The 18,810-nt window shown below is 68.9% G+C and carries 20 protein-coding genes, 2 tRNA genes and 1 pseudogene; 12 read left to right on the top strand and 11 right to left on the bottom strand.

Going from position 1 to position 18,810, the window contains the following annotated elements; genetic code table 11:
* Positions 1-86: 86 nt before the first annotated feature.
* Entirely contained in the window at positions 87-1,784 is a 1,698-nt protein-coding gene (locus LQ938_RS08700) for a long-chain-fatty-acid--CoA ligase (protein WP_223720995.1), read from the bottom strand.
* Positions 1,785-1,868: 84 nt separating this feature from the next.
* On the opposite strand from LQ938_RS08700, the gene gatC reads away from it, so the two are divergent.
* The 6 genes from gatC (at position 1,869) to LQ938_RS08670 (ending at position 7,515) form a co-directional block, all read left to right on the top strand.
* Positions 1,869-2,168, top strand: a complete 300-nt coding sequence (gene gatC / locus LQ938_RS08695) for an Asp-tRNA(Asn)/Glu-tRNA(Gln) amidotransferase subunit GatC (protein WP_223720996.1) — start codon at positions 1,869-1,871, stop codon at positions 2,166-2,168.
* Positions 2,165-3,685, top strand: a complete 1,521-nt coding sequence (gatA, locus tag LQ938_RS08690) for an Asp-tRNA(Asn)/Glu-tRNA(Gln) amidotransferase subunit GatA (protein WP_223720997.1) — start codon at positions 2,165-2,167, stop codon at positions 3,683-3,685. Before gatC ends, gatA begins: the two co-directional genes overlap by 4 nt.
* On the top strand, positions 3,685-5,184 hold the full coding sequence (gatB, locus tag LQ938_RS08685; protein ID WP_223720998.1) for an Asp-tRNA(Asn)/Glu-tRNA(Gln) amidotransferase subunit GatB: 1,500 nt from the start codon (positions 3,685-3,687) through the stop codon (positions 5,182-5,184). Before gatA ends, gatB begins: the two co-directional genes overlap by 1 nt.
* Before the next feature lie 75 nt (positions 5,185-5,259).
* On the top strand, positions 5,260-6,522 hold the full coding sequence (locus LQ938_RS08680) for a DNA polymerase IV (RefSeq protein WP_223720999.1): 1,263 nt from the start codon (positions 5,260-5,262) through the stop codon (positions 6,520-6,522).
* 74 nt (positions 6,523-6,596) lie between these two features.
* Positions 6,597-6,917: a hypothetical protein gene (locus LQ938_RS08675; protein ID WP_223721000.1), complete on the top strand. Its 321-nt coding sequence runs from the start codon at positions 6,597-6,599 to the stop codon at positions 6,915-6,917.
* On the top strand, positions 6,892-7,515 hold the full coding sequence (locus tag LQ938_RS08670; RefSeq protein WP_223721001.1) for a hypothetical protein: 624 nt from the start codon (positions 6,892-6,894) through the stop codon (positions 7,513-7,515). Before LQ938_RS08675 ends, LQ938_RS08670 begins: the two co-directional genes overlap by 26 nt.
* Here the strand turns inward: LQ938_RS08670 and LQ938_RS08665 are convergent.
* The 7 genes and pseudogenes from LQ938_RS08665 to yczE form a co-directional block, all read right to left on the bottom strand.
* On the bottom strand, positions 7,467-7,976 hold the full coding sequence (locus LQ938_RS08665; protein ID WP_223721002.1) for a DUF2017 family protein: 510 nt from the start codon (positions 7,974-7,976) through the stop codon (positions 7,467-7,469). The genes LQ938_RS08670 and LQ938_RS08665 overlap by 49 nt on opposite strands.
* Positions 7,973-8,277 (bottom strand): annotated as a pseudogene (clpS, locus tag LQ938_RS08660) (ATP-dependent Clp protease adapter ClpS). The gene LQ938_RS08665 and the pseudogene clpS overlap by 4 nt, the downstream one beginning before the upstream one ends.
* Complete coding sequence (locus LQ938_RS08655; protein ID WP_223721617.1) at positions 8,274-8,615, bottom strand: metallopeptidase family protein; 342 nt, start codon at positions 8,613-8,615, stop codon at positions 8,274-8,276. The pseudogene clpS and the gene LQ938_RS08655 overlap by 4 nt, the downstream one beginning before the upstream one ends.
* 40 nt (positions 8,616-8,655) lie before the next feature.
* Positions 8,656-8,731, bottom strand: a tRNA-His gene (locus LQ938_RS08650).
* Positions 8,732-8,768: 37 nt separating this feature from the next.
* Complete coding sequence (gene orn / locus LQ938_RS08645) at positions 8,769-9,392, bottom strand: oligoribonuclease (protein ID WP_223721003.1); 624 nt, start codon at positions 9,390-9,392, stop codon at positions 8,769-8,771.
* A gap of 46 nt (positions 9,393-9,438) precedes the next feature.
* Positions 9,439-9,511, bottom strand: a tRNA-Arg gene (locus tag LQ938_RS08640).
* Positions 9,474-10,142 carry a membrane protein YczE gene (gene yczE, locus LQ938_RS15530; protein ID WP_223721618.1) on the bottom strand — a complete coding sequence of 223 codons (669 nt, stop codon included), beginning with the start codon at positions 10,140-10,142 and terminating at the stop codon, positions 9,474-9,476. Before yczE ends, LQ938_RS08640 begins: the two co-directional genes overlap by 38 nt.
* Before the next feature lie 61 nt (positions 10,143-10,203).
* Between yczE and yczR the strand changes: the two genes are divergently transcribed.
* A complete protein-coding gene (yczR, locus tag LQ938_RS08630; RefSeq protein ID WP_223721004.1) occupies positions 10,204-11,634 on the top strand; it encodes a MocR-like transcription factor YczR in 1,431 nt (476 codons plus the stop codon).
* A 23-nt stretch (positions 11,635-11,657) separates the two neighbouring features.
* Here the strand turns inward: yczR and LQ938_RS08625 are convergent, their stop codons facing one another.
* The gene (locus LQ938_RS08625; protein WP_223721005.1) at positions 11,658-11,912 is read right to left on the bottom strand and encodes a hypothetical protein; all 255 of its coding nucleotides are present in this window, start codon (positions 11,910-11,912) and stop codon (positions 11,658-11,660) included.
* A gap of 232 nt (positions 11,913-12,144) precedes the next feature.
* On the opposite strand from LQ938_RS08625, the gene LQ938_RS08620 reads away from it, so the two are divergent.
* From LQ938_RS08620 to LQ938_RS08605, 4 genes are all read left to right on the top strand, one after another.
* A complete protein-coding gene (locus LQ938_RS08620) occupies positions 12,145-12,621 on the top strand; it encodes a single-stranded DNA-binding protein (protein ID WP_223721006.1) in 477 nt (158 codons plus the stop codon).
* Positions 12,622-12,637: 16 nt separating this feature from the next.
* A complete protein-coding gene (locus LQ938_RS08615) occupies positions 12,638-13,135 on the top strand; it encodes a DUF6993 domain-containing protein (RefSeq protein WP_223721007.1) in 498 nt (165 codons plus the stop codon).
* A 175-nt stretch (positions 13,136-13,310) separates the two neighbouring features.
* Positions 13,311-14,990: an energy-dependent translational throttle protein EttA gene (ettA, locus tag LQ938_RS08610; protein WP_223721008.1), complete on the top strand. Its 1,680-nt coding sequence runs from the start codon at positions 13,311-13,313 to the stop codon at positions 14,988-14,990.
* On the top strand, positions 14,983-15,474 hold the full coding sequence (locus LQ938_RS08605; RefSeq protein WP_223721009.1) for an acyl-CoA thioesterase: 492 nt from the start codon (positions 14,983-14,985) through the stop codon (positions 15,472-15,474). Before ettA ends, LQ938_RS08605 begins: the two co-directional genes overlap by 8 nt.
* Before the next feature lie 15 nt (positions 15,475-15,489).
* Here the strand turns inward: LQ938_RS08605 and LQ938_RS08600 are convergent, their stop codons facing one another.
* A complete protein-coding gene (locus tag LQ938_RS08600; protein WP_223721010.1) occupies positions 15,490-16,422 on the bottom strand; it encodes an acyl-CoA thioesterase in 933 nt (310 codons plus the stop codon).
* A 44-nt stretch (positions 16,423-16,466) separates the two neighbouring features.
* On the opposite strand from LQ938_RS08600, the gene LQ938_RS08595 reads away from it, so the two are divergent.
* Complete coding sequence (locus LQ938_RS08595) at positions 16,467-17,135, top strand: hypothetical protein (protein WP_223721011.1); 669 nt, start codon at positions 16,467-16,469, stop codon at positions 17,133-17,135.
* Positions 17,136-17,144: 9 nt separating this feature from the next.
* On the opposite strand, the gene LQ938_RS08590 is transcribed toward LQ938_RS08595, so the two are convergent.
* Positions 17,145-18,809, bottom strand: coding sequence for an FAD-binding dehydrogenase (locus LQ938_RS08590; RefSeq protein WP_223721012.1), 1,665 nt, complete (start codon positions 18,807-18,809; stop codon positions 17,145-17,147).
* Position 18,810 lies beyond the last annotated feature (1 nt).

Genomic DNA, 18,810 nt, shown 5'->3' with positions numbered 1-18,810 from the left:
GTCGTCGACGCGTCCGGCAGCGGGTGTCCGGCGCGGGGGAGTCCGGGGCTCGCGTGTCAGGCGCGTGGGTGTTCGGCGCTGGGGTGTCAGGCGCTCGGGTTGCCGAGCAGCTTCTCGCGCACCTGACGCCGGAGGACCTTGCCGATCAGGGACTTCGGAAGCTCCTCGACCACGGTGATGCGACGCGGAACCTTATAGGGGGTGAGGATCCCGCGGGCGAACTCGCGGATCGCCTCGGTATCGACCGCGGTTCCGGGGGCCACCACGATGGCGGCGACGACATCCTCTCCGGAGTGCTCGCTCGGCAGCCCGACGACGGCGACGTCCTCGACCTGCGGATGCTGTCGCAGAACGTTCTCGACTTCGGTCGGGGCGACGTTGAAGCCGCCCGTGATGATGAGTTCCTTGATGCGGTCGACGATCCGGACGAAGCCGTCCTCGTCGATCGTGACGATGTCGCCGGTGCGGAACCAGTCATCGACGAAGACCGCTTCGGTCTCCTCCGGCTTGCCGTAGTAGCCGGAGAACACCTGTGGGCCGCGCACCAGGAGTTCACCGCGCTCCCCGGGCGGCACGTCCTGGGACGGTTGGTCGGGATCGACGACCCGGCACTCCGTGCCGGGGAGGGGCAGGCCCACCGTGCCGGCGACGCGATTGTCGGCGACCGGATTCGCCATCAGGACGGGGGAGCACTCGCTGAGTCCGTATCCCTCGACGAGGAACCCGCCGGTCTCCGCCTCGAACGGCACGACGAGGTCGTGCGGCAGTGCCATGGCTCCGGAGATCGCGACCTCGGTGCCCGACAGCGAGACACCCTGGGCGACCGCTGCCTGCAGGAGCCGATCGGCGATCGGGGGAACCAACGGCAGGAACGTCGCAGGATGCTTCTTCGTCACCGCGAGCACCATGTCGGGATCGAACTTCGGAAACAGCACCAGCCGCGCGCCCATCGACATCGCGAACGTGAGGCAGAGCGTGAGGCCGTATGCGTGGAACATCGGCAGCACCGCGTAGACGACGCATCCGTTCCCGCGCACGATCTGCGGCACCCACGCCCGCGACTGCGCGGCGTTCGCCAGCAGGTTGCGGTGCGTGAGGGCGGCGCCCTTGGGGGTTCCCGTGGTGCCGCTCGTGTACTGGATGATCGCGAGATCGTCGGTCGCGGGCCGCGGGTGACGGGCGGAAAGCGGCTCCGCGCGGAGGAGCTCCTCCCACGACACGGCGCCCGACACCTTCTCGTACAGAGCCGCCCGCGACTCGCGGGCCTTCGAGATCGGCAATCGCAGCGCCGCGCGGGTCGCGAACGGCATCGCGCGGGTCACGTCGATCGAGACGAGAGAGCGCACCTGGAGGTCGGCGGGGAAGTCCTGCACCGTGCGAGCGACCTTGCTCCACACGATCGCGTGCTTCGCGCCGTGGTCTTCGAACTGCTTCCGCAGCTCGCGCGGCGTGTACAGCGGATTGTGCTCGACGACGACCGCGCCGAGACGCAGCACCGCGTAGAACGCGACGATGTGCTGGGGGCAGTTGGGCAGCACGAGGGCGACCGGGTCGCCGGCACCCACGCCCAGGGCGCGGAGCCCCGCGGCCGCGCGAGCGATCTGCGCGTCGAGTTCGCGATACGTCGTCACCCGTCCGAAGAACTGCAGGGCCGGGGCGTCGGGGTAGTCGCGGACGGAGGCGTCCACGATGTCCACGAGTGAACCGGTCACCGGGTCGAGATCCTCGGGAACCCCCGCGGCGTAGCTGTGCACCCACGGACGGGGCGGATGGAACGTCGTCACGGGCACAGCCTAGGCGAGCGTCTCCGCCCGGCGCGGGATGCCCGGCCGTGAGGACGCGGTGGGCGCCGCAACTAGACTCGGGGTGTGTCTGAATTCACCCCCGATCTCGTGCGCCAACTCGGCGTGCTCGCCCGGATCCAGCTGACCGACGAAGAGGCCGAGCGTCTCACCGGTGAGCTGGATGCCATCGTCGACAACATCGCCAAGGTCTCTCAGGTGGCGACCGCCGATGTTCCGGCGACGAGCCACCCGATTCCGTTGCAGAACGTCTATCGCCCCGACGTGGTCCGTGACACGCTCACGACGGCGCAGGCCCTGCAGAACGCTCCGGATGCGGACGGCAGCCGCTTCCGCGTCACCGCCATCCTCGGAGAAGAGCAATGAGCGCGGCCGAACTGATCACCCTCACCGCCGCGGACCTCGCGAGCAAGCTGGCCTCGGGCGAGGTGTCCAGCGTCGAGGCGACGCAGGCGCATCTCGACCGGATCGCCGCGGTCGACGGTGACGTGCACGCGTTCCTGCACGTATCGGACCACGCGCTGGAGGCCGCTGCCGACATCGATCGCCGTCGCGCGGCCGGCGAGCAGCTGAGCCCGATCGCGGGTGTTCCGCTCGCGATCAAGGACGTCCTGGTCACCACCGACATGCCGTCCACCAGCGGATCGAAGATCCTCGAGGGCTACATGTCGCCCTTCGACGCCACGGTCGTCGCCCGTTCGCGCGCGGCGGGGCTGATCCCGCTCGGCAAGACGAACATGGACGAGTTCGCGATGGGTTCCTCGACGGAGCATTCCGCGTACGGACCGACCCACAACCCGTGGGACCTCGACCGCATCCCGGGCGGATCCGGCGGTGGCTCCGCTGCCGCGGTCGCGGCTTTCGAAGCGCCGCTCGCCCTCGGCTCCGACACCGGCGGATCGATCCGTCAGCCGGCGCACGTGACGGGAACGGTCGGCGTCAAACCCACCTACGGCGCCGTGAGCCGGTACGGCGCGATCGCGCTCGCCTCGAGCCTTGACCAGATCGGGCCCGTCACGCGGACGGTGCTGGATGCCGGGCTCCTGCACGACGTCATCGGCGGCCACGACCGGAACGATTCCACCTCACTCACCGACGCATGGCCGTCGTTTGCGGATGCGGCGCGGGAAGGCGCCCGTGGCGACGTGCTCAAGGGGCTCCGGGTGGGTGTCGTGAAGGAGCTCGACGACGCCGGGTTCCAGCGCGGCGTGTCCGCGTCCTTCCGCGCGGCACTCGCGACGATGGAGGCGCAGGGCGCGGAGATCGTGGAGATCAGCGCGCCGCACTTCGAGTACGGCGTCGCGGCCTACTACCTGATCCTGCCGGCCGAGGCATCCAGCAACCTCGCGAAGTTCGACTCGGTCCGCTTCGGGCTGCGGGTCACCCCGCACGCGGGCGCGACGGTCGAAGAAGTGATGGCCGCGACTCGCGAGGCGGGTTTCGGCGACGAGGTGAAGCGCCGCATCATCCTCGGAACCTACGCTCTCTCCGCCGGGTACTACGACGCGTACTACGGGTCGGCGCAGAAGGTGCGAACGCTCATCCAGCGCGACTTCGCGGACGCGTTCGCATCGGTCGATGTGATCGCCACGCCGTCCGCTCCGACGACGGCATTCCGTCTCGGTGAGCAGCTGGATGACCCGCTGCAGATGTACTTGAACGACGTGACGACGATCCCCGCGAACCTCGCCGGGGTACCCGGGATCTCGATCCCGTCGGGTCTCGCGGAGGACGACGGGCTGCCGGTCGGCATCCAGTTCCTGGCACCCGCCCGTGAGGACGCCCGCCTCTATCAGGTGGGCGCCGCGCTCGAGGCGCTGCTGATCGATTCATGGGGCGGCCCGTTGCTGGCACGGGCGCCGAAGCTGGGAGGGACGCGCTGATGGCCAAGGCCGCGCTGATGGACTTCGACAAGGCGCTCGAACTGTACGAGCCCGTGCTCGGATTCGAAGTCCACGTCGAACTGAACACCGCGACGAAGATGTTCTCGTCCGCCCCGAACTCGTTCGGTCGCGAGCCGAACACCGACCTCGCGCCCGTCGACCTCGGGCTTCCCGGGTCGCTGCCGGTCGTGAACGAAGAGGCGGTGAAGTTCTCGATCAGCCTAGGTCTCGCACTCGGATGCTCGATCGCGCCGTCGAGCCGCTTCGCCCGGAAGAACTACTTCTACCCCGACCTCGGCAAGAACTACCAGATCTCGCAGTACGACGAGCCCATCGCCTTCGACGGCGAGGTCGTCGTCGAGCTCGCCGACGGCACCATGGTGACCGTGCCGATCGAGCGGGCGCACATGGAGGAAGACGCCGGCAAGCTGACGCACGTCGGTGGCGCGACCGGCCGCATCCAGGGCGCGGAGTACTCGCTCGTCGACTACAACCGCGCCGGGGTGCCGCTGGTCGAGATCGTCACGCGCCCCATCTTCGGTGCGGAGCACCGGGCGCCGGAGATCGCGAAGGCGTACGTGCAGACGATTCGCGACATCGTGCTGTCGCTCGGGATTTCCGACGCCAAGATGGAGCGGGGAAACCTTCGCTGCGATGCGAACGTGTCGCTGCGCCCGCGTGGACAGGAGAAGCTCGGCACCCGCACCGAGACGAAGAACGTCAACTCGATGCGCTCGGTCGAGCGTGCCGTGCGGTACGAGATCCAGCGGCAGGCGGCCATCCTCGCCGACGGCGGATCGATCACGCAGGAGACCCGGCACTGGCACGAGGACACCGGTCGCACGTCGCCCGGACGCCCCAAGTCGGATGCGGATGACTACCGTTACTTCCCCGAACCCGACTTGCTGCCGGTCGTGCCCGATCCGGCTCTCATCGAGAAGCTCCGCGCGGAGCTGCCGGAGCCGCCGGCCGCCCGTCGTCGTCGGCTGAAGGCGGACTGGGGTTTCACCGACCTCGAGTTCCAGGATGTCGCCAACGGTGGCCTGATCGCCGAGATCGAGGCGACCGTCGCGGCGGGTGCGTCGCCCGCCGCTGCTCGTAAGTGGTGGACGGGCGAGATCAGCCGGGTCGCCAATGCCCAGGACCGCGAGCCCTCCGGGCTGGTCTCGCCCGCGCACGTCGCCGCCCTGCAGGGGCTCGTCGACGCGGGAACGCTGACCGACAAGCTCGCCCGACAGGTGCTCGAGGGCGTCATCGCCGGCGAGGGCGCTCCGCAGGACGTCGTCGACGCACGCGGTCTGGCCGTCGTCTCGGACGATGGTCCGCTGATCGCCGCAATCGACGAGGCCCTGGCGGCGCAGCCCGATGTGCTGCAGAAGATCCGCGATGGCAAAGTTCAGGCTGCCGGCGCCATCATCGGAGCCGTGATGAAGGCGATGAAGGGCCAGGCCGACGCCGCGCGTGTTCGCGAACTGGTCCTGGAGCGCGCTACCGTCTGACCTCTCGGCCTCGCCCCACCGGATCCGATCCGGTGAGGCGAGGCCGATGTCGGTGGGGCGGGGGACAATCGGAACGTGGGACGCGGCGACGGATCAGGACGCATCGTGTCGCCGGATGATGCCGACGACACCGGAGCGGGCATCCTGCACGTCGACATGGACGCGTTCTATGCGGCCGTCGAAGTGCTCGACAACCCGGCCCTGGCGGGTAAGCCGATCATCATCGGTGCGCCCGAGGGGCGAAGCGTGGTCTCGAGTGCCTCGTACGAGGCGCGGAAGTTCGGCGTCCGTTCGGCCATGCCGGTCTCACAGGCATTGCGACTGTGTCCCACCGCGGTCGTCGTGCGACCGCACTTCGACCGGTACATCGAGTCGTCCCGCGCGGTGATGTCGATCTTCCACGAGATCACCCCCCTCGTAGAACCGTTGTCGATCGATGAAGCCTTCCTCGACGTGCGCGGTGCGCGCCGCCTGTGGGGGTCACCGGGAGTCATTGCGCGGATGTTGCGGGCGCAGGTGCGGGAGCGCACCGGGCTCACGTGCAGCATCGGTGCCGCCTCGACCAAGCACGTCGCGAAGATGGCATCGACCATGAGCAAGCCCGACGGCCTCCTGATCATCCCGGCCGACCGCACCATGGACTTCCTTCGTCCGCGTTCTGTCCGGGCGCTCTGGGGCGTGGGGCCGAAGTCCGCGGAATCTCTCGAGTCGCGGGGCATCCGCACGATCGGCGACGTGCTGGCCACACCGCGACCGATACTCGATCGCGCGCTGGGGGCGTCGATGGGCGAGCGCATCTGGCATCTCGCGCGCGGCGAAGACGCCCGCGAGATCCAAACTGAACGCATCGAGAAGAGCATCGGCCACGAGGAGACGTTCGAGGACGACGTCGACGACGACGCGGTCCTCGGAGCCGAGCTCCGCCGACTCGCTGACCGCGTGGGGGCGCGCCTGCGTGCGCACGGTGCCGAGGCGGCAACCGTCGCGCTCAAGGTGCGATTCGCGGATTTCCGCACGGTGAGCCGGTCGGTGACCCTGCCGGAGCCGACGGCCGTCGGTCAGCGCATCGGCGATGCGGCGCGCGAGCTCTTGAGCGCGTTGGAGCGACCGCTCCCCATCCGCCTGATCGGCGTCCGCGCAGAGAACCTCCGCAGCGCCACGGCGTCGGCCATGCTGTGGGACGACGACGCGGAATGGCGCCGGGTCGAAGAAGCGATGGACGGCGCGACGACCCGGTTCGGTCGCGGCGTCGTGACCCGCGCCGCGCTGCTCGGGCCACCGCGCGGAGGAACGACGCTGCCCTCGCATCCTCGGCCGCCCGCGCCGCACTCGGAGTGACGGCGAACGCATCCGTCAAGCACTGCATCCGTCAAGCACTGTGACATGGCGGCCGACGGCACTACCGTGGAGATATGTCCAACTTCGTACTCGACCTCGGCAAGCAGGCGACCTCCCTCGGCGTGACCGCCGTCTACGGGGAGCAGCAGGATGTCGACGGCATCCGCATCATCCCGGTGGCATTGACGTGGAGCGGGTTCGGCGGCGGCGCCGACGAGTCCGGTGCCTCCGGCGGTGGTGGGGGCGGCGCTGCGGTTCCGCTCGGCGCCTACATCCGTAAGGGCGACGACCTCCGCTTCGAACCCAACGTGGTTTCTCTGCTCGCGGTCGGGATCCCCTTCCTGTTCGTCGCGGGTCGCGCGCTCAGCCGTGTCATCCGCGCGCTCAAGAAGTAGTCGCGACCTCACGCCCGACGCGGCGGTCGACATCATCGTCACCGCCGCGTCCGCCGTGCGCGCGGTGCCCCGCATCCTGATCGATGGCCGCTCGGGGTCGGGCAAGACCACGCTCGCGCGCGCCATCGCGTCCCGGATGCCGGCCGTGCAGAGCGTCGGCCTCGACTCGATCTATCCCGGATGGGACGGTCTCCGCGAGGGCGCCGATCGTGCGTGCGTCGACATCCTCGAGCCGCACGCGGCAGGACAGCCCGGTCGCTGGCGCGAATGGGACTGGGTGATCTCGCAGTACGGCGCCGAACACGAGATCGACCCGACACGTCCGCTCCTGCTGGAGGGAGCGGGTCTTCTCACCGCACGGAGCGCGCGGTGGGCGGACGTGTGCGTCTGGGTCGACGCGCCGTCGACCGAGCGTCGCCGTCGGGCTCTGCAACGCGACGGTGCGACGTACGAGCCGCACTGGGATCGCTGGGCGCGGCAGGAGGACGTGCACCTCGCCGAGAACTCGCCGGAGTCCCGCGCCTCATTCCGCGTTGACGCCCGCACTTTTCAGACGTCAGAACCGGATGCTGCCCGTGTCAGCCCGTCGAGCCGATAGCCGAGCCACTCGTACACGCCGTAACGGGCATCACTTGGTTCGTGATCGTCTTCGGACTGGATGCCGAGCCGAGCGGCCAACACGAGCCGCACCGCCGCGAGGGTCCGCAGCCACGCGCCCGTGCGCTCTCGGTCGAGCCGGATGACGAACTCGGCGAGGGCGTCCTCCGGGCCGTCGTGCGCGAGATCATCGGCGTGCCCCGCCACCGACAGATCGGCGAGCACCATCGCGGCCTCGTCGGTTCGCCGCCGGAGGAGCTCGGGTTGGGTCGAGGACCGGAACTGGGCGGCGGCCGCGGGATCGTCGGGGTAGGCGGACGGTACGAGGCGCGCGATCGCCGGATCGGCGGCGGCATCCGGCGCATCCGACAGGAGATCGACGAACTGATCGACGAGACCGCGCAGATGCACGGCCTCGACGCGGGTGAGCTCGAGGACGACCGTCTCGGGTGGATCGATCACGCGCGCGGAGCCTTTCGAACGGTGGCCCAGAGGCCGTAGTCGTGCATCGCTGCGCGTGAAGTTCCATCTGCTCGCGCATTCCCTCCGCCACGACCGCGTGCCCATCGTGGTGGACGCCCTTCATGAGGCGGGTCGCCTCGGCCTCGGAGTAGCCGAAGTAGGTGCGGAAGACGTGCACCACGTAACTCATCAGGTTGACCGGGTCGTTCCAGACGACAGTCTGCCAGTCGGGGTCGAAACTGGGCGCGTCGAGCAGGTCGACGCCTTCGACCGTGTCGGGTGTGGCGAGCGGGGGAGTCATGCCCACCCCAGCTCGTGCAGTCGGTCATCGTCGATGCCGTAGAAGTGCGCGATCTCGTGCACGAGCGTCGTATGCACCTCATCGCGGAGTTCGTTCTCGTCTGCGCACACGGCGAGATGCGCCTCGCGGTAGACGACGATCCGATCGGGCAGCTCGCCCGAACCGTATCGTTCGCGCTCGGTCAGCGCCCACCCGTCGTACAAGCCGAGCAGGTCCGCGTCGACGTTTCGGTCCTCGACGACGAAGATCACGTTGTCCAGTCCGTTCACCATGTCGTCGGGAAGGCGGTCGAGCTCGTCCACGACGAGACGCTCGAACGCCTCGGCATCCATCTGCATTGTCACGGAGAAACGCTCACTGACCGCGAGGTTTCGCTATTGGGGTGAGTAACGGGGCTCGAACCCGCGACATCGGCCACCACAAGGCCGCGCTCTACCAACTGAGCTATACCCACCATGTCTCCCGCGCGAGCGGGCAACCCAAAGATTCTCTCATACTTGGGGAGCGAATGCGGACACGACCGACGCCGCGACCGCGCGTGCATCGTCGCTCGTGGGACCGGGCTCGGGCACGAAGACGGCCTCGCGGTAATAGGCGAGCTCACGGATGGATTCGCGGATGTCGGCGAGCGCCCGGTGGCCGCCATCCTTCGCCGGCGCGTTGAAGTACACGCGGGGATACCAGCGCCGAGAGAGTTCTTTGATGCTCGACACATCGACGTTCCGATAGTGCAGCCAGCGGTCGAGCCGGGGCATGTACCGGGAGAGGAATGCACGGTCGGTGCCGATCGTGTTGCCCGCGAGCGGAGCCTTGCCCTCGACCGGCGCGAAGCGCTGGATGTACTCGAGCGCCTGGAACTCGGCTTCGGCCACGCTCACGCCGTTCGGGATCTCGTCGAGGAGCCCCGAACTGCGGTGCATCTCGGTGACGAACTCGCCCATGTTCTCGAGCGCCGACGCGTCGGGCCGGATGACGAGCTGGAACCCTTCGTGCAACGGGTTCAGCTCGAAGTCGGTGACCACGATCGCGATTTCGACCAGCTGATCGACGTCGAGCTCGAGGCCCGTCATCTCGCAGTCGATCCAGACCAGCCTGTCTCCGTCGGTTCCGCTCATGCCTTCATCCTCCTCCGGGCCTCCGACATCCGCCGCAGGTCTTGTGTCCCCCCGGGGTGACTCGAACACCCGACCAAGAGATTAGAAGGCTCCTGCTCTATCCGCTGAGCTACGGGGGGTAGCGCCCTCAAGGGTATCGCGGTCGCTTCGCCGCGGTCGGCGGCCGGCCGGCGTCCGCGAACGCATGGCGAACAACGGCATCATGACGTGCACGAGCGGGCCGATGAGGAGTGCGAACGCGAGGGTGCCGATGCCGACGTTTCCGCCGAGTAACCAGCCGATGGTGAGCACGCTCAGCTCGACGGTGCCGCGCGCGAGCCAGACCGGCCAGCCCCACCGTGATCGGATGCCGGTCATCAACCCGTCTCGCGGGCCGGCGCCGAGTCGTGCGCCCAGGTAGATACCGCTCGCCACGGCGACGAGCACGATCCCGGCCAGGAGAACCAGCACGCGTAGCGCCGGGTTCGTCACAGGCGGCACGAGGGACAGGGTTGCTTGCATCGCGGTGCCCACGAGGAGGATGTTCGCGACCGTCCCGATGCCGGGGCGCTGTCGAAGCGGGATCCAGAGGAGGAGAACGAGGAGCCCGATGATATTGGTCAGCCAGCCGATGCCGATACCGGTGTGAAGCGAGATGCCCTGCGCGAAGACCGTCCACGGGTCGACGCCGAGGCCCGCTTCGATCGTGAGCGCGGCGCCCGCCCCGTAGAGCGGCAGGCCGAGGAGGAGGCGAAGGATGCGGCGGATCATCTGGCTATCTCAGCCCTCAATTGGACTGTAGGCAAGATGCCAATTGCCGTACAGTGGCCGCATGGACTCCCGAATCTCCGCACGCGCCCTCACGGTCCTGCTGGGCGGATGGCGCACCAGCGAGCCCGCCTACGAGGCGCTCGCGGACAGCATCCGACTCCTCGGGCTCGACAACCGCATCGCCCCGCGCACAGCGCTGCCGGCGGAACGGGAGCTCGCCGCGGCTCTCGGCGTGAGCCGCACCACCATCGCCGCCGCGTACCGGAGCCTTCGTGAATCCGGCGACATTCGAAGCATCCGCGGGTCCGGGAGCGTGACGGAGCCGCTCGGCCGCGCCGCGGTCGCCCGCACGGTCGTCGCCGACCCGCGAGCGATCGACCTGCAGCAGGCCAGTCCGCCCGCGTGGCCGGGGCTCGCCGGCGTCATCGCGGAAGCGGCCGGCTCCGTGACGACGTTGCTCACCGCACCGGGCTACGACGTGATCGGCAACGAGGCGCTGCGCGCGGTCATCGCCGAGCGGTACACGCGGTCGGGAATCCCGACGGATGCCGGCGAGATCATGATCACGAACGGTGCGCAGAGCGCTCTCCACCTTCTCGCGACGACCCTCGTCGTGCGGGGTGATCGGGTGCTCATCGAGAGTCCCACCTACCCGCACGCAGCCGAGTCGTTCCGGGCGGCGGGGGCTCGACTGGTGAGTGTGCCGGTCACGACCGGCGACGGGTGGGACCTCGACCGCGCCGAGCAGGCCTTCGAGCGCACGGCGCCGACGCTCGCCTACCTCATGCCCGACTTCCAGAATCCGACCGGGCGGTCGATGAACAACGCGGAGCGCGACGCGATGGAGCGGGCGGCCGCGCGCGCCGGCACGACCGTGATCGTGGACGAGACGACGGCCGACCTCGACATCGACCGCGCCGTGAAGCCTCGGGCTTTCGGGATGTCCGACGCGGGCGCGTCCGTCATCCGCGTAGGGTCCTTCGGCAAGACGGTGTGGGGCGGACTGCGGGTGGGCTGGATCCGGGCGAACGCGGATCTTCTGCGGCGGGTCATGGCCGCGCGCTTCGCGATCGAACTCGGAACTCCCGAGTGGGAGCAGCTGATCGCGCGCACGCTCGTGCCCCGCCTGCCCGAGATCATCGCGCAGCGAGCGCACGTGCTTCGCGAGGGGCGGGACGCGCTCGTCGACGCGCTGCACGAACGGCTGCCGGAGTGGAGCACCCCCACCGTCGACGGAGGGCTGTCGCTGTGGGTCGATCTGGGCGCGCCGCTTTCGGGTGCGCTCGTCATGGGGGTGCGCTCGGAAGGTGTGCTCCTGTCGGCCGGCCCACGGTTCTCCATCGACGGCGGATACGAGCGCAATCTTCGGGTGCCGTTCACCGTGGCGCCGGCGCGAATCGACGCGGCGGTGAACGCGCTCGCGGTGACCTGGCAGCGGATCCGCGCCGGTGCAGCCCCGGTCATGCTCGACCGGCTCGACGCGGTCGTCTGACGCGGTCGTCTGACGGGAGGCGCTCAGGAACCCCGGAGCGCCTCGAGCGCGTCATCCGCGCTCCAGAACTCGCCGATCCCGACGAAGGACCGCGAACTCCAGCGATATCGGAGCGCGCGGTAGCGGGCACCGCGCGGGCTCTCGTGCTCTTCGATCAGGCCCGTCGCGGCACCCTGCGCGTCGAGCACACGCCATCTGCCCCAGCCGAGCGGCACCAGTATCTCGGTGCGCATGCGCGTCGTGCCGGAGGATGACGGGACTGTGGAGATCGCGGACATGGATGGTCCTCTCGGTTCTGATCCGACGGTACGCAGGGCCTCCGACATCCGAACCCGCCGCCGCGCAGTGCTCCTCCCCAGCACCGCGATGCGCGCGTTTGTCCACGGAAGCGCGAATCGTCCCGGCGCCCGCCCGGCCTTCGCGCGACAGTGGACCCAGCTGCGGCGTCCGACGGGCACTCGGGCGCCGCAGCATCCGGGGAAGGCCCTCGGAGGAGAATGGGAGACGAACATGAGCGAGAAGATCACCATCGTCGGCAACATCGCCGCGGTCCCCGAGCGCCGCGACCTGCCGCGCGGGGGAGCAGTGACGAGTTTCCGCATCGCGGTCACGCATCGGCGGTACGACCAGACGGCCTCCGCGTGGGTCGATGACTACACGAATTGGTACACCGTCAGCGCGTTTCGGGCGCTCGGCGAGCACGCGTACGAGTCGCTGCACAAGGGCGACCGGGTGGTGGTCACCGGATGGTTCCGTCTGCGCGAGTGGGAGGCGGGCGGACGGAAAGGAGTCAGCGCCGAGATCGACGCCGACGCGCTCGGGCACGACCTGCTGTGGGGAACGAGCACGTTCGACCGGAAGCAGTCGAGTCGCCAAGAGGTGGCACCGACTCCGACGGCGTCGGAGGACGACGGCGCCGCTGCCGACTCCTGGGCGGCTCCGGGCACCGAGCGCGAGCTGGTCTCCACAGGGGAGACACCGTTCTGATGCTTAGACTGGCGCCGTGACTTCGACCCGTCTCGGCCGACTGCCCGCATCCCTCCTGATCATCGCTGCCGGGGCGGTCGCCCTCGCGGGGTGCACGGGCACGACCCCCGCGCCATCTCTGTCGCCGTCGCCGACGGTTGTCGTGAGCGATACGCCGAGCGCCACGCCCACCCCGACGGGGCCGGCGCTCGTGCCGGAGGGATCGGCCGACGACAACCTTCCGTATTTCGCAGAGCTCGTCGCTCAGGTGTGGAACGGGGGAGACCGCGTTTCCGGGCGCGCCTACGTCGACGCGCTGGTCGCCGCCGGTTTCGACAAGTCGGCGATGCAAGTGACGGCCGACCAGTCCACGGTGGGAAATCCGGCCGAGAGCATCCAGTTCTCCGTGCGGTGGGGGCAGGAATGCCTGATCGGACAGGTGGGCCCGGCGACCGGTAACCCCGTGTCGATCGTCGCCGAGGGCCTGCCGGACGGCGGATGCCTGCTGGGTCGCACGCGCACCATCGATTGGTGATGCTCGCGTCCTGATGTGCGCACCGCGTGATCACGAGCGCGCGCCTGATCACGCGCGATTAAGGCCCGTCGGATAGGCTGGTAACGACTTCCGCCGACCAGTAGCGCCGACCTCCCGCGCGGCGCGCTGCGTGCCTGAGCGGCCCTGTTCGACAAGCGAAGGTGATTTTCCCGCTATGGCTGAGTACATCTACCAGATGGTCCGTGCCCGCAAGGCAGTCGGCGAGAAGCTGATTCTCGACGACGTGGCGATGTCGTTCCTCCCCGGAGCGAAGATCGGCATGGTCGGGCCGAACGGTGCGGGTAAGTCGACGATCATCAAGATCATGGCGGGCCTGGACGCCCCCTCCAACGGCGAGGCGAAGCTCACGCCGGGCTTCACCGTCGGCATCCTGATGCAGGAACCCGTGCTCGACGAGTCCAAGACGGTGCTCGAGAACATCCAGGATGGCGTCGCGATCAAGCCGAAGCTCGACCGCTTCAACGAGATCTCCGCACTGATGGCGGATCCGGATGCGGACTTCGACGCGCTGCTGGCAGAGATGGGCGTGCTGCAGGAAGAGATCGACGCGGCCGACGGCTGGGATCTCGACTCCCAGCTCGAGCAGGCGATGGATGCGCTCCGTACGCCTCCGGGCGACGCGGCCATCGCTCCGCTCTCCGGTGGAGAGCGACGCCGGGTGGCGCTCGCGAAGCTTCTCCTCCAGAAGCCCGATCTGCTCCTCCTCGATGAGCCCACCAACCACCTCGACGCTGAAAGCGTGCAGTGGCTCGAGCAGCATCTGCAGTCGTACAAGGGCGCGGTCATCGCCATCACCCACGACCGGTACTTCCTCGACAACGTCGCGGAATGGATCGCCGAGGTCGACCGCGGGCGCCTCATCGGCTACGAGGGCAACTACTCGACCTACCTCGAGAAGAAGGCCGAGCGTCTCGACGTGCAGGGCAAGAAGGACGCCAAGCTCGCCCGTCGTCTGAAGGACGAACTGGAGTGGGTGCGTTCGAGCGCGAAGGGTCGCCAGACCAAGTCGAAGGCGCGACTCGCCCGCTACGAGGAGATGGCCGCCGAAGCCGAGCGCACGCGCAAGCTCGACTTCGAAGAGATCCAAATTCCGGCCGGTCCGCGACTGGGTAGCATCGTGATCGAGGCGAAGAAGCTGCAGAAGGGCTTCGACGGCCGGTCGCTCATGAGCGGCCTCAGCTTCAGCCTGCCGCCGAACGGCATCGTCGGTGTCATCGGCCCGAACGGTGTGGGAAAGACGACGCTCTTCAAGACGATCGTCGGACTCGAGCCGCTCGACGGCGGCGATCTGAAGATCGGCGAGACGGTCAAGATCAGCTACGTCGACCAGAGTCGCGCCAACATCGACCCGAACAAGACGCTGTGGGAGGTCGTCTCCGACGGCCTCGACATCATCACGGTCGGCAAGACCGAGATCCCCTCGCGGGCCTACGTGTCCAAGTTCGGCTTCAAAGGACCCGACCAGCAGAAGAAGGCGGGCGTCCTCTCCGGCGGTGAGCGCAACCGTCTGAACCTCGCGCTCACTCTGAAAGAGGGCGGCAACCTGCTCCTCCTCGACGAGCCGACGAACGACCTGGACGTGGAGACGCTCGGCTCGCTCGAGAACGCGCTCCTCGAGTTCCCGGGCTGCGCCGTGGTCATCACGCACGACCGGTGGTTCCTCGACCGCATCGCGACCCACATCCTCGCCTACGAGGGAACGGATGCGGAGCCCGACAAGTGGTACTGGTTCGAGGGTAACTTCGACGCCTACGAAGAGAACAAGATCGAGCGCCTCGGACCGGATGCGGCGAACCCGCACCGCTCCACTCACCGCAAGCTCACGCGTGACTGACGCGTCGCCGGTCGGCGGCGCGGCGCGCCTGCACATCCCGATCCACCTGCGGTGGGGTGATCTCGACGCGTTCAATCACGTCAACAACACGTCGATGCTCAAGCTGCTCGAAGAAGCGCGCGTGCGCGCGTTCTGGAAGCCGCCCGTCGGCGAGCCCGCCGCGCCCACCGCGATCGTTCCGACCGGCGAAGGAACACTGACGCTCGTCGCTCGTCAGGAGATCGAGTATCTGCATCCGGTACCGTACCAGCGCGCACCGCTCGACGTGCAGATGTGGTTCGGGAAGCTCGGCGGATCGAGCATCGAGGTCTGCTACGAGGTGTATAGCCCCGAGGGCGCGCCCCAGACGCTTTACGCGCGTTCTTCTGCCGTTATCGTGCTGGCGGATGCCGAGAATGGGCGCCCGGTGCGCATGACGCCGGAGATGCGTCAGGCGTGGGAACCGTTCGTCGGCGCGCCCCTGACCTTCGGTCGCCGGCGCTGACGCCGGAGCGCGTGCTCAGCCCTCGGCCCGCGCGCGCTCCTCGAGAATCTCCTTCGGCGCGCGCACCATGACCTCCTGCGCAACGCTCGCGACGAGGTCGCCGTCGCGCGTGTAGATGCGTCCCGTGGCCAGGCCGCGCCCGCCGCGGGACGTGGGGGACTCCTGCACGTAGAGCAGCCAGTCGTCGACCCGGACGGGACGATGCCACCACATGGCGTGATCGAGGCTCGCCACGGTGCCACCCGGCGTCATCCAGGTCAGGCCGTGCGCACGGAGGATCGACTCCTGGATCGTCATGTCGGACAGGTACGCGAGTGCCGCGCGGTGGAGCAGTGGGTCATCCGGCATCTCGCGGCGCGATCGCACCCATACCGCCTGGCGCGGCTGCGGAGCGACGGGATCTGCGCCGTAGAGCGATCCGTCGACGTGTCGCACCTCGATCGGAAGGTCGCCGAACCGCCGCCGTGACATCGGGTGCACGCCGGTTCCCTCGGGGGAGGAGATCTCATCGGGGCCGGGGACGTCGGGCGCGGGGATCACGTGCTCGAGTCCGTCGTCCTCCGTCTGGAACGACGCGATCATCGAGAAGATCGGCACGCCCTCCTGGAATGCCTGCGTGCGACGGGCGCTGAACGATCGACCATCGCGAAGCCGGTCGACCGAGAACGTGATGCCTTTCGACGAGTCGCCCGCGCGGAGGAAGTACCCGTGCATCGAATGGATCGGGCGGTCCGCATCCATCGTTCGAGACGCGGCGACGACGGCCTGCGCGAGCACCTGGCCGCCGTAGACGCGGCCGTAGGGCATCGGGAGTGAGATGCCGGTGAAGATGTCTTCCGTGGTGCGAGCCTCCGTCGAGGCCAGAGAGAGGACCTCCAGGAGCGATTCGACCGGATCGCCCTCGGTCGAGGTGCCGCCTTGGAGGGGGTCTGATCCGAGTGTCGTCACGCTGTCTACCTCCGTCGTCGTGTGCGCTTGATAGTTTAGATCGGATGTCTTCTCGCCTTCGGTTCCCGGATGCCGCCGCGGCCGCCGACGCCCTGACCTTCGCCGGTCGCGTCGCGATCGTCGACCCCGATGCGAGCGTGCGCCTGGTCGCCGCCTCCGGCGTGCTCGCGATGACCGCGGGCGTCCTCGCGCCGCGGAGTCTGCTGGAGTCGATGCCGACCGTCCTCGCGATGCGGGTGCTCCCGGTCGATGCCGAACTAGAGTGCGACCTGACGGTGACGGCCACGGGACTCACCGCCGACGTCGCGGAAAACCAGGTCACTTTGCCGGAGACATCGGTTCGGGCTGCCTGGGCCGGCGTGTCGCCGCCGCGGTCGGGTTGGGAGCGCGCGGCGCCGCTGACCTCAGCGGTGCTGGCGACGCGCGCGCAGTGGGGAATGGCGGCCGTCGCGCACGAACTTCCGACCGACCCGGGCGAGGACGTCGTCCGAACGGTTCGAGCGCGCATCTGGGGCGAGAACGACCCGGAGTTGAACGGCATCGTTCGCGGCGCGGCGTTCGCGGCCGTCTCGATGGGGTTCGTGCTCGGCGACGAGACGATCGAGGTTCTCCGGGCGCCGGGTTGGACCCGCCTCACGCTGCAGCGCGGTCACGTGCTGATCCGTGAGCCGCGCCGGAGCGGCCTCACGGCCGTTCGCGCGACCGGGCGCTGACCCCGCCGACTACACCGCGCGCACCGCCGCACGGCCTGCTGTTCGCCCCGAGAACAGGCATCCGCCGAGGAATGTGCCCTCGAGTGCGCGGTAGCCGTGCATCCCGCCGCCGCCGAACCCGCTCGCTTCGCCGGCCGCGTACAGCCCGGGAATAGGGGTGCCGTCGGGTCGGAGCGCGCGGGCGTCGAGATCGGTCTGGATCCCGCCCAGGGACTTTCGGGTGAGGACGTGGAGCTTGACCGCGATGAGCGGGCCGGCGGCCGGATCGAGGATGCGGTGCGGTGCGGCCGTGCGGATCAGGCGATCGCCCCGGAAGGCGCGAGCGGAGCGGAGCATCGCGATCTGGGCGTCCTTCGTGAACGGGTTGGCGATCTCCCGGTCCCGTGATTCGATCTCGTACCGCGCGCGCTCGAGATCGAGCGCGTCACCACCGGGCAGCTCGCTCATCCCCGCGAGCAGATCGTCGAGGGAGTCCCGGACGACGAAGTCGGCACCGTGATCGAGGAATGCCTGCACCGGTGCGGACGCCCCGCGACCAAGCCGCGATCTGAGGAGCAGACGCACATCCTTGCCGGTCAGATCGGGATTCTGCTCGCTGCCGGAGAGCGTGAATTCCTTCTCGACGATGCGCTGCGAGAGCACGAACCAGGAATGGTCATGACCGGTCGCTCGGAGGTGCGCGAGGGTGCCGAGCGTGTCGAAGCCGGGGAACAGAGGAACGGGGAGTCGCGTGCCGCTCGCGTCGAGCCACACCGATGACGGTCCGGGCAGGATGCGGATCCCATGCGCGGGCCAGACCGGATCGACGTTCTGAATGCCCTCGACGTAGTGCCACATCCGATCGCCGTTGATGAGTCGGGCGCCCGTGCGCTCCGCGGTGCTCAGCATGGCGCCGTCCACGTAGGCGGGCACGCCGGTGATCATGGTCTCCGGCGCCGTGCCGAGACGTGCGGGCCAGTTGCGCCGCACGAGGTCGTGATTTCCGCCGATGCCGCCCGAGGAGACGATGGTCGCCCCCGCGCGGACCTCGAAATCGGAGGTGACGGCGGCGTCTGCGGCCACGCCGCGCGGCGCACCGGTGGGTTCGCGGATGTCGCCGGTCACGCCGACGACAACGCCGTTCCGGGCGACCAACTCCGTGACGCGGTGGCGGGGGAGCACCGTGATCCGCCCGCTCCGCTCACCGGCCTCGACCTCTCGCTGGAACGGGGCGACGATGCCGGGACCGGTGCCCCAGGTGATGTGGAACCGGGGAACGGAGTTTCCGGGGCCGGTCGCCGTGTACCCGCCGCGCTCCGCCCAACCGACCACGGGGAAGAACCCGACGCCCTTCTGCCGCAGCCACGATCGCTTCTCCTCGTGCGCGAACGCGAGATACGCATCCGCCCAGCGCCGCGGCCACTCGTCTTCGGGTCGGTCGAAACCGGCGGTCGCGAACCAGTCCTGACGCGCCAGCTCGATCGAGTCACGCACCCCCATCCGGCGCTGTTCGGGGGAATCGATGAAGAACAGTCCACCGAACGACCACCACGCCTGTCCGCCGAAGTCCGCGCGATCCTGCTGATCGACGATGATGACGCGCCGTCCGGCGGCCGCGGCCTCCGCTGCCGCCACGAGACCGGAGAGGCCCCATCCGATCACCAGGACGTCGGTTTCGTGGGTCGTGGCGGGCACG

The organism is Microbacterium sp. cx-55 (assembly GCF_021117345.1).
Classification (GTDB): Bacteria; Actinomycetota; Actinomycetes; order Actinomycetales; family Microbacteriaceae; genus Microbacterium.
This window is presented reverse-complemented; position numbering and strand designations above follow the sequence as displayed.